Raw genomic sequence first — 10,265 nt, 5'->3', positions numbered from 1 at the left:
TGGTCGGGTGGTGGGCGTCGGTGGAGGCTCCCCAGCCGGTGAGGTCGGCGTAGCCGGCCGCGCCGCGGGCGTCCGCGTGCTCGGCGCGCTCCAGCACCAGGACGGCGCTGCCCTCGCCGAGCACGAAGCCGTTGCGGCGGGCGTCGAAGGGCCGGCTGGCCTGTTCGGGGTCGTCCCAACCGGAGGACAGGGCCCGGGCGTTGGTGAAGGCGGCGGCGATCGTGGGGTGCAGCGAGGACTCGCTGCCGCCGCACAGCACCACGTCGGCGTCGCCGGCCCGGATCAGCCGCAGCCCCTCGGCGACCGCCTGGGCGCCGGCCGCGCAGGCCGTCACGATGGCCGAACTGAAGCCCCGGATGCCGTGCTTGATGGCGATCCGGGCGGTGGCCATGTTCGAGAGCATGCCGGGCAGCAGGTACGGGCTGACCCCGGGCCGGCCGCGTTCCAGCCGCCGGTGCGACTGCTGTTCGAAGGTCTCCAGTCCGCCGCCGCCGGTGGCGAGCACGACGGCGGTGCGGTGCGGGTCGGCGTCCCGGCCGACCACCAGGCCGGCGTCGGCGAGCGCGTCGTCGGCGGCGGCCAGGGCGAGCAGCACGAACCGGTCCACGCAGCGGGTCTCGGTCGGCGGCAGCACCTCGCGCCCGTCCACGGCGGGGGCGAGCCCGGCGGCGGTGAGCCAGCCGTGTGCGGGGTGGCCCTCGGGCAGCGCGCGGATGCCCGAGCGGCCGGCGGTGAGCGCGTCGAACACCTCGGCGGGCTTGCGGCCGATCGGGGTGACCAGGCCGATGCCGGTGACGACGGCAGCCGGGCGGGCGGCGGTGGCGGGGTCTGCGGCGGGGGCCGTCATCGGGCGGTCACCGAGTCGAGGTGGCGCTGCCGGAGCAGCACCTTGCGGACCTTGCCGGTCGGGCCGAGCGGGATGTCCTCGCCGGCCACCACCAGCACCCGGCGGACGGTGGCCGCGACGGCCTCGTCCAGCGCGGCGGTGACCTCCTCGGTGCGGTCGGCCGCCGGGTCGGCACCGGCCGCCAGGACCAGCAGCACGTCCGTCACCACCCGGCCGCCGTCCCGGACCGCGACCACCGTGCAGTCCGCCACACCGGGGCAGGCGGCCAGCACGCGCTCCTCCGACATGGCGGTGAACAGCCGCTTGCCGTCGCCGAGTTCGACCGAGTCGACCAGCCGGTCCACGTGGTACCAGTAGCCCTCCTCATCCCGGTACATCAGGTCCCCGGTGAGGAAGCGGCCGCGGATCCTGGTCCGGAAGGTGGTGGCCGAGTCATTCCAGTAGCCGAGTGCCAGGGTGGGGGAGGCGGTGGCGAGTTCGCCGACCTCGCCGGGGCCGAGCGGCTCGCCGTCCGGGCCGACCACCTCGCAGTCGACGAAGGCGTGCGGGCGGCCGACGCAGCGGCCGTACCGCTCGGTGCCGGGGCCGTGGGTGATGAAGAAGTGCGAGTGGCCCATCTCGGTGGAGCCCAGGCCGTCCACGAACAGCGAGCCGGGCAGCCGGACCCGGCCCTCGCGGGTCACCGACCGGCGGCTGCCGGCCGCGATCAGCCGGCGGATGTGCACCTCGTGCGCGCAGTCGCCGGTGTTCCACCAGAGCGCGACCGAGGCGAGGTCCCGGGCGGCCAGGTCGTGGTGGGCCAGCTCGGCCCAGGTCGCCGCGAAGCCGACCACGCCGGTGGGCCGCCAGTCCTCGACCGCGTCCAGCACTCCGGCGCCGGACTGCCGTGAGAGCAGGGCGAGTTCGGTGTGCGAGCTGAGCGCCAGGTTGACCGCGATCAGGGTGGCCGCGTGCGGCGCGGGCAGGGCGCTGAGCATCCGCTCCTGGCCCTGCGGGCGGGGCAGCCGCAGCCGGTGGCGGATCGCCGCGTACAGGCTCGCGTGCGAGTGGACCACGGCCTTGGGCATCCCGGTGGTGCCGGAGGAGTGGGTGATCGCCACCGGGTCGCCGGACCAGTGCCGGTAGGGCGCGGGCGCGGCCTCCGGGTCGCCCGAGCCCAGGGTGGCGATGTCCGGGAACGCGGGTGCGCCGGCGTCGTGGCCGGCCAGTGCGGCCAGGTGCGTGGCGTCGGCGAGGATGCCGACCGGGCCCAGTTTGGCGATGTAGCGGGCGGCCCGCTCGCCGTCGAGGTTCGGGTTGAGCAGCGCCGGGACGGCTCCCAGCCGGGCGAGCGCGAGGAAGGCCAGTACGTGGTCGGCGGCGTCGCTCGCGTACACCACCACCGGGTCGCGGCGGGTGACGCCGAGCGCGTGCAGCACCGCGGCGCGGGCCCGGACGGCGCGGTCCAGCTCGCGCAGGGTGAAGGGCTGCCAGGCGGCGTGGTCGTCCACCGGGGTGTCGAAGGTCAGCAGCGGTTCGTCCAGGCCGAGGCCGAGGGTCAGCCGGCTGGTCAGGACGTTGCCGGCGCCGACGTCCGGGTCGTCCGCCAGAAGGGTGCGGATACTGCGGATGCTCATGGTGGTTCCCTCCCTTGGTGCAGGGCGTGCTGCGGCGGGACGCGGCGTGTGGGGCCGCTCGCGCGGGTGCGGTGACGGTGGTGCTCGGGTGCTCGGGGTGCTGCGGGGGTGGGGCGGGGTCGGGCGGGTCAGGCGGAGGTGACCAGGACGGCGACGGCCCGGTCGGTGCCCGCTCCGGTGGCGTCGGCGGCTCCCGGGGGGTCGGCCTGTTCGGCGGCGATGACCAGGACGTGGTCGGCGTCGCCGTCCGCGAGGAGCAGGGCGGCGTGGTCGAGGGCGTCCTGCGGCACCGAGCCCGGCCGGGCCCCGGCGGGGCTGATCGCCACCACCGGGCCGGTGAGGCCCCAGCGGGCGGCGATGTGCCCGAGGACGGCGTTCGGGTTGGACTGGAAGAACAGCAGCGGCGGCACCCGCCGGCCCGAGGCCGCCGCCTCGTCGATCGCCCGGGCGATGGCGCGGTCGCCGCCGGCGCTGGCGAGCAGCAGGGCGGTGCGGCCGGGGGCCGGGGCGGAGCCGTGACGGGCGCGCAGGCAGCGTTCGGCGGTCTCGGCCACCAGCGGGTTGAAGGTGGAGGCGGCGAAGCCGGGGACGGGCGGCAGCCGGTCCGGACCGGTCAGGCCGGTGCCGGGCCAGCGGGCCTCGGCGAGGATGCGCAGTCCGGTCATCGGGCGGCTACCAGGAGCGCGGTGTTGGCGCCGCCGAAGGCGGAGTTGAGGGTGAGCGCGTAGCGCGGCCGGGCGGTGCGCGGGCCGTCCAGGACGAGGTCGAGGCCGACGTCCGGGTCCGGGCCGAGCCAGCCGGCGTTCACCGGCAGCCGGCCGTCGCGCAAGGCTGCGACGGTGACGGCGAGTTCGAGCAGCGCGGAGGCCTCCAGAGCGTGGCCGTGGACGGCCTTGCTGGAGCTCACCGGCAGCCGCTCGGCGTGGCGGCCGAACACCCGGCGCAGCGCGCTCGCCTCGGCCCGGTCGGCCAGCGGCGAGCCGGTCCCGTTGGCGTTGACGTAGCCGATCTCGGCCGGGGCGAGGCCGGCCCGGGCGAGCGCGGCCCCGACCGCCCGGACGGCGCCCGCGCCGTCCGGTTCGGGGCGGCACACGTGGTGGGCGTCGCCGGCCCGGCCCCAGCCGGCCAGCCGGGCGAGCACGGGTGCGCCGCGGCGTCCGGCGTCCGGCTCGGCCTCGACCAGCACGGCGGCCGCGGCGTCGCCGAGCAGGGTGCCGGTGCGGCCGGCGCTGAACGGACGCAGCTCGCCGTCGCGGGCCAGGGCGCGGCCGGCGTCGAAGGCCGCGAACACGCCCGGTTCGACCAGGTGCCCGGCCGCGACCAGCACCCGGGGGTGCCGCCCGGCGGCGACCAGGGCGGCGGCGTCGGCCACCGCCGTCCCGGCCGCGACGCAGGCGCCGGTGTAGACCCGGGTGACGCCCGCGGTGCCCCAGGCCGCGGTGGCACCGGCGGCGACGGCGTCGGTCACCGCGCGGGTGCGCAGGTCGCTGTGCAGGGCGAGCAGGACGGGCAGGCCCGGGTTCCCGGCGGCCGGGAGGCGGGCCTGGCGGCAGGCCTGGTCCACGGCGGCGAGCACCGCGTCGGCGAGCGGCACCGGCTCGGGCAGCAGGGCGGCCCGCGTGGTCCGGCGCGCGGAGACGTCGAACCGGGTCACCGGGCCGAAGGCGGCCTTGCCGTGGGCGGCCGCCTCGGCGAGCGCGTCGAGCCCGGTGCCGGCCGCGCTGAGCACGCCGATGCCGGTGATCACGGGCCGGACGGCGGGCGGGGCGTGGCCGGTCATGACGGCGCGGCCCCGGGAGCCGTCGCCGCGGGCGCTGCCGGTGCCTTTGCCGGTGCCTTTGCCGGGGCGGCCGGCGCGCCGCCGGAGGCGGCGAGGACGGCGGCGCGGAGCACCTCGGTGGCGTCGTCCACCGTCCGGACGGCCTCGAAGCGTTCGTCGTCCAGCTCCAGCTCGACGCCGTACCGTTGCTCGAACTCAGCTACCAGCCACGTGAGTTCGAGTGATCCGAGCTCCTCGGGGACGGAGTCGGCGGCGCGCTGCCCGAACGCCGCCAGCATCTCCAGCACCTCGGCCCGGCCGGGGAGGGCGAGGTCGGTCACGCCGGGCTGCCCGAGGTGGCCCCGGCGGAGGCGATGCGCGCGGCGACGTCCGCGGTGAACTGGTCCAGCGTCATCAGCGCGGTGCTCTCCATCTCGTCGAGGTCGAACTTGATCCCGAACTCGTCCTCGACCTGCACCGAGAGGTCGGCGAGGGCGAGCGACTCCAGGTCGAGCCCGGCCGGGCCGAGGTCGGTGTCGCCGGTCACCTCGGAGACGTCGTACTGCATCTCGGCCAGCGCGGCGAGGACGAACGCGCGGATGCGGTCCTGCATCATGTGCTCCTTGTGCCTGCGCGCGGGCGTGCGGCGCGCGGGTGGTCGGGGAAATGCCGTGCGGACGCGGCGGGAATTCCGGGTCCGGCCGCACCGGTGGACCGGCGCGGGGTACGGCGGGGCGGATCACTCCGGCCCGATCGGGAAGTCGGCCCGGGTATTGCGGCGGTGCGGAAGGAAAGTGCCGTGGTGCGGAAGGGAATTGCGGTGGAGCGGGTTCAGCGGGCGGCCGCGCGCAGGGCGGCCGGGTCGCGCAGCAGCTTTCCGGTCGCGGTGCGCGGCAGCTGCGGCAGGAAGGCCAGCCGGCGGGGCCGTTTGTAGGCGGCCAGCCGCCGGGCCAGCAGGTCGTGGACGAGCGCGTGGCCGGCGTCGTCCTCGGTGGCGAGATACGCCTCGATGGCGCCCTCGTCGAAGACCACCACGGCCTCGCGGACCCCGGGCAGGGCGGCCAGGGTCTGCTCGACCTCGGTGAGGTCCACTTTCAGCCCGCCGATCGAGACCTGGGAGTCCCGTCGGCCGAGTACGGTGACCAGCCCGGTGTCCGGATCAAGGACGGCGGCGTCACGGGTGTGCAGCCAGCCGTCCGACCAGCGGGTCGGGTCGTCCAGCCCGGGGTACGGCGAGGCCGCCGTCCGGAGCTGCAACTCGCCGTCCGCCATGCGGAGTTCCATCCCGTCCACCGGCCGCTTGGCCGGGTGCAGCCGGCCGGTCAGGTCGGTGGCGATGACGCCGAGTTCGGTCATCCCGTACATGCTGCCCAGCGGGACGCCGTACGCGGCGGTGAACGCGGCCGGCAGGCCCGGGCGGATCAGCTCGCCGGCCACCACCATCCGCCGCAGCCGGGGGAGCGGCGGGGGCGAGGCGACGCCGGCCAGCAGTTCGGCGTGGAAGGGGACGCCGATGACGGTGGTCGGCCGTTCCCGCTCCGCGCCGACGGCGGCGAGGATGCCCGCGGCCGTCATCCGCTCCGGCACGGTCAGCGGTGCGCGGGCGTGCAGGCTGTTCAGCAGTCCGCCGACCAGCCCGAGCACGTGCACCACGGAGGAGAGCAGGACCACCCGCTCGCCCTCGCCCGGGAACTCCGCCAGCCTTCGGTAGCAGGCGAGTTCGCGGATCAGGTCGCCGGCCGTGCGGGCGATGACCTTGGCCGGGCCGGTGGATCCGGAGCTCAGCTGGACCAGCGCGTGGCCGGTTGCGGCCGGGCGCCCGTCCGGCCGCCGGACGGCCACCGGTTCGGCCTCGGAGAAGCCGCGCAGCGCCGCCGAGGTCCGCTGTTCGGACCCTACCAGCACCTGCGGGGCGAGCCGTTCGACCGCCAGGCCGGTCTCGTGCTCGGTCAGCCGGTGGTCCAACAGTGCGACCTGGGCGCGCAGTTGCCAGCAGGCGAGCAGGGCGGCGACGAAGCCCGTCGAAGGTGGCAGCCGCAGTGCGGCGGTACCGCCGGGGGCCAGGCCGGCCGCGGCCAGCCGCTCGGCCTGCGCGCCGACCAGGGCGCGCAGCGCCGCGCGGTCGACGGGTGTGCCGAACCGCAGGCACTCCTCGCCCCCGGGGCCGGCCAGCAGCAGCCGGTCCACCCAGTCGTCGGGGGCGTCGGCGTGCGGCAGGGAAGCGGGCGGAAGTGCGGAGAGGGAAATACCGGTCAACGCCACTCCACGCAGAGGAGATTTGACATGGACGCCGTTCTCAACCAATACGGTCAATTCCGTTGCCAGACCTTTGCACAGACGATTGGTCAAATCAAGGTCTATACCAATGTGGTGCAGACCTCCTACGCTGCCGAACCGGGACTGGTCCGAGCGCGGCCGTCCGGGAACGAGGATGCCCGTGGGACCACTCACGCCGGCCGGGATCGAGCGCGCTGCGCGCGCCCAACTTCCCGCGGAAATATGGGACTTCATCGAGGGTGGCAGCGAGGCGGAACGCACCCTCGCGGGGAACCGGGAAATGTTCGCCCGCTATGCACTGCGGCCCCGCACACTGGTCGACGTCTCCGGCTGCTCGACGGCCGTCACGCTGCTCGGATCCGAGCTCCGGCTCCCGGTCGGGATTGCCCCGATGGCCTACCACCGGCTGGTCGATCCGGACGGCGAGACCGCGACCGCCCGGGCAGCCGGACGGGCCGGCGCCCTGCTGGTCGCCGGCATCTTCGCGAGCCGCAGCCTCGAAGCCATCGCCGCCGCGGCCACCGGGCCGCTCTGGCTCCAGCTCTACTGGCTGCGCCGCCGCGACGTACTCGCCGCACTGGTCGAACGGGCCGAGGCGGCCGGCTTCACCGCCCTGATGCTGACGGTGGACGCCCCGCGGATCGGCCGCCGGCTGCGCGACCTGCGCAACGGCTTCGCCGTCCCGCCGCAGATCCGCGCCGTCAACCTCGACCCGGAGCTGATGGCCGCCACCCACCGGGCCGACGCCGGCTCCTCCGGCATCGCCGACCACGCGCGCGAGCAGTTCGACCCCACCCTGCGCTGGTCCGACCTCGCCTGGCTGCGCGAACGCACCCGCCTCCCGCTGGTCCTCAAGGGCATCCTCACCGCCGAGGACGCCCGGCTCGCCGCCGAGCACGGCGTCGACGCCGTCGTGGTCTCCAACCACGGCGGCCGGCAGCTGGACGGCGCCCTGCCCGCACTGGCCGCCCTGCCCGAGGTCGTCGCCGCCCTTCCGCCGGAGCTCCCGGTGCTGCTCGACGGCGGCGTGCGGACCGGCACCGACATCGCCGTCGCCCTCGCCCTCGGCGCCCGCGCCGTGCTGGTCGGCCGCCCCGTGCTCTGGGGGCTCGCCACCGGGGGAGCGGACGGCGTGGCCCGCGTCCTCGGCCTGCTCCGCGAGGAGTTCGAGCACACCCTGGCCCTGCTGGGCCGCCCCACGCCCGCCGACCTGGACAGCACCGCCCTGGCGCCCTGGCCCACCGCCTGACCGGGCGTCCGCCGCACGCCGGGCCACACGCACGCCGGACAACCGGGCCTCCACCCGACCACGGGCCGGTCTCCACCCGGCCACCCCGACCGAAGGACAGCACGCCATGAAGAACCAGGACGCCTTCCCCGGCTGGGACTGGGACGACCCCGAGAGCCTCGCCGTCCGCCTCGACGCGGTCAGCGAACAGGTCGCCACCTGCAAGACCCTCGAACCGGCCGGCCGGCTCCCGCACGACCACCACGACTTCACCGAACTCGGCCTCACCGGCATCGAGTTCGCCGCGTTCCGGACCGCCCACCCGGCCGGCCTCGGCACCGACCTGACCGCCCTGCGCAGCCCGGACACCGTCACCGAACCCGGCACCCTCTACCGCGTCGACGGCGACCGCTGGTTCACCCGACTGGACATCGCCGGCCCGCTGCCCTTCGCCGACGCCAGTGTCGACTGGGTCTACGCCGAGCACCTGATCGAGCACGTCACCCTGCCGGTCGCCGTCGGCTGGCTGCGCGAGGCCCGGCGGGTGCTGCGCCCCGGCGGCGTCCTCCGCCTCACCACCCCCGACCTGGCCCGCTACCTGGCCGGCTACGCCACCGACGACGGCTTCCTGGCCAAGCACCGGCGCCGCCTCACCACCATGGGCTTCGGCCCGCCGATGCCGGACCGCCCGGCCTTCCTGGTCAACCAGATCTTCCGGTACTACGGCCACCAGTGGATCTACGACCTGGACGAGCTGCGGCACGTCCTCACCCTGGCCGGCTTCGAGGCCGGGCGGATCCGGCACTGCGCCTACCGGCAGGGCGCCCGCGCCGACGTCGCCGACCTCGACACCGCGTTCCGCACCGACGAGACGATCTACGTCGAGGCCGACCGCTGACCGGCCCCGCCCGCCGCGAGCGGCCCGCCCGGGCCGCCGACCCGCAGGCGCCGGCCACGGAACGCCCGCCGCCACGCCCGAGAGCCCGTCCGCCACGCCCGAGGGCCCGTCCGCCACGCCCGAGCCCCCAGCCCGATCGGAAGACCATGCCCCTGCACCCCCAGGCCCAGGCCCTGCGCGAGCGACGCGCGCAGGCCGACACGCCGCCGCTCTACACCCTGACCCCGGCCCAGGCCCGCGCCGCCGACCTCGCCGACATCCGGGCCGCCGCCGGCACCCCCGAACCCGTCGCCGCCGTCGAGGAGCACCAGATCCCCGGCCCCGGCGGCGACCTCGCCCTCCGGCTCTACCGCCCCGCGCCGCCCGCCGACGCGCCCGGCGGCCCCGCGGACCGCGCCCTCCCCGGCCTGCTCTACCTCTTCGGCGGCGGCTGGACCCTCGGCTCGCCGGACACCAGCGACGCGATCTGCCGCCGCCTCACCAACGCCGTCGGCTGCGTCACCGCCTCGGTCGGCTACCGCCTCGCCCCCGAGCACCCCTTCCCCGCCGCCGTCCACGACTGCCACGCCGCCGCCCGCTGGCTGGCCGCGCACGCCGGCCGCCTCGGCATCGACCCGGACCGCCTCGCCGTGGGCGGCGACAGCGCCGGCGGCAACCTCGCCGCCGCGCTCACCCTGCTCGCCCGCGACGAGGGTGGCCCGGCCCTGCGCCACCAACTGCTCGTCTACCCCAACACCGACCACCGGGCCGACACCGGCTCGCTGCGCGAGCACGACGATCCGCTGCTCTTCAACCGCCGCTCGGTCGCCTGGTACTGGGGCCACTACCTGGCCGACCCGGCCGACGGCGACCACCCGCACGCCTCCCCGCTGCGCGCCCCCAGCCTGGCCGGGCTGCCGCCCGCCACCGTGATCACCGCCGAGTACGACCCGCTGCGGGACGAGGGCGAGCGCTACGCCGAGGCGCTGCGCGCGGCCGGTGTCCCCGTCGGGGCCAGGCGGTACGCGGGCATGCCGCACGGCTTCTTCGCCATGACGGGCGTCCTGGACGCCGCCACCGAGGCCCAGCGGTACGCCGCCGAGCGGCTGCGCGAGGCCCTCCGGTGACCGCGCCGGAGTCCGCGCCGGAGTCCGCGCCCGAGTCCGCGCCCGCCCCCGGGGCAGTCCGGCCGCTGGCGCTCGCCGACCTGCACGCCTCGCTCGCCGACCCGCTGCTGGACGCGATGACCTTCCTGAACGAGGTCACCACCCGCTACCCCGAGGCGGTGTCCTTCGCCCCCGGCCGCCCGTACGAGGGCTTCTTCGAACCCGAGGACGTCCACGCCCACCTGGACGCCTACCTGGAGCACCTGGCGGCCCGCGGCCTCGACCGGGACGCCGTCCGCACCGCCCTGTTCCAGTACGGCCCGACCAAGGGCATCATCCCCGGCCTGGTCGCCCGCACCCTCGCCAACGACGAGGGCCTGACCGTCCCGCCCGAGGCGCTGGTGCTCACCGTCGGCGCCCAGGAGGGCATGCTGCTGACGCTGCGCGCCCTGTGCGCGGGCCCGGACGACGTCCTGCTGGTCAGCTCGCCCTGCTACGTCGGCGTGACCGGCGCCGCCCGGCTGCTCGACCTGACCACCGTCCCGGTGCCCGAGG

Annotated in this window: 11 protein-coding genes; 4 read left to right on the top strand and 7 right to left on the bottom strand. The window is 76.4% G+C overall.

Annotated features, from left to right (window positions below; translation table 11 throughout):
* The 7 genes from ABZ885_RS28945 to ABZ885_RS28915 form a co-directional block, all read right to left on the bottom strand.
* The coding region (locus ABZ885_RS28945) for a beta-ketoacyl synthase N-terminal-like domain-containing protein (protein ID WP_360194771.1) at positions 1-847 on the bottom strand (847 nt) is incomplete at its 3' end.
* Positions 844-2,463 carry a class I adenylate-forming enzyme family protein gene (locus tag ABZ885_RS28940; protein ID WP_360194768.1) on the bottom strand — a complete coding sequence of 540 codons (1,620 nt, stop codon included), beginning with the start codon at positions 2,461-2,463 and terminating at the stop codon, positions 844-846. The genes ABZ885_RS28945 and ABZ885_RS28940, both read right to left, overlap by 4 nt.
* A gap of 128 nt (positions 2,464-2,591) precedes the next feature.
* Positions 2,592-3,128 (bottom strand): beta-ketoacyl synthase N-terminal-like domain-containing protein, encoded by a 537-nt coding sequence (locus tag ABZ885_RS28935; protein ID WP_360194765.1) that lies wholly within the window; start codon positions 3,126-3,128, stop codon positions 2,592-2,594.
* The gene (locus tag ABZ885_RS28930; RefSeq protein WP_360194762.1) at positions 3,125-4,243 is read right to left on the bottom strand and encodes a beta-ketoacyl synthase N-terminal-like domain-containing protein; all 1,119 of its coding nucleotides are present in this window, start codon (positions 4,241-4,243) and stop codon (positions 3,125-3,127) included. Before ABZ885_RS28930 ends, ABZ885_RS28935 begins: the two co-directional genes overlap by 4 nt.
* Complete coding sequence (locus ABZ885_RS28925; protein ID WP_360194759.1) at positions 4,240-4,563, bottom strand: acyl carrier protein; 324 nt, start codon at positions 4,561-4,563, stop codon at positions 4,240-4,242. Before ABZ885_RS28925 ends, ABZ885_RS28930 begins: the two co-directional genes overlap by 4 nt.
* Positions 4,560-4,835, bottom strand: coding sequence for an acyl carrier protein (locus ABZ885_RS28920; protein ID WP_360194756.1), 276 nt, complete (start codon positions 4,833-4,835; stop codon positions 4,560-4,562). Before ABZ885_RS28920 ends, ABZ885_RS28925 begins: the two co-directional genes overlap by 4 nt.
* Positions 4,836-5,053: 218 nt before the next feature.
* Positions 5,054-6,478 carry a fatty acid--CoA ligase family protein gene (locus ABZ885_RS28915; protein WP_360194754.1) on the bottom strand — a complete coding sequence of 475 codons (1,425 nt, stop codon included), beginning with the start codon at positions 6,476-6,478 and terminating at the stop codon, positions 5,054-5,056.
* 181 nt (positions 6,479-6,659) lie between these two features.
* Here ABZ885_RS28915 and ABZ885_RS28910 point away from each other — a divergent pair, with 181 nt between their 5' ends.
* The 4 genes from ABZ885_RS28910 to ABZ885_RS28895 form a co-directional block, all read left to right on the top strand.
* Positions 6,660-7,748, top strand: coding sequence for an alpha-hydroxy acid oxidase (locus ABZ885_RS28910; RefSeq protein WP_360194751.1), 1,089 nt, complete (start codon positions 6,660-6,662; stop codon positions 7,746-7,748).
* A gap of 106 nt (positions 7,749-7,854) precedes the next feature.
* The gene (locus ABZ885_RS28905; protein WP_360194748.1) at positions 7,855-8,625 is read left to right on the top strand and encodes a methyltransferase domain-containing protein; all 771 of its coding nucleotides are present in this window, start codon (positions 7,855-7,857) and stop codon (positions 8,623-8,625) included.
* Positions 8,626-8,771: 146 nt separating this feature from the next.
* A complete protein-coding gene (locus ABZ885_RS28900; RefSeq protein ID WP_360194745.1) occupies positions 8,772-9,731 on the top strand; it encodes an alpha/beta hydrolase in 960 nt (319 codons plus the stop codon).
* A 65-nt stretch (positions 9,732-9,796) separates the two neighbouring features.
* A partial coding sequence (locus tag ABZ885_RS28895; protein WP_360194774.1) for an aminotransferase class I/II-fold pyridoxal phosphate-dependent enzyme occupies positions 9,797-10,265 on the top strand: 469 nt, incomplete at its 3' end.

Source organism: Kitasatospora sp. NPDC047058, assembly GCF_040643935.1.
Classification (GTDB): Bacteria; Actinomycetota; Actinomycetes; order Streptomycetales; family Streptomycetaceae; genus Kitasatospora.
This window is presented reverse-complemented; position numbering and strand designations above follow the sequence as displayed.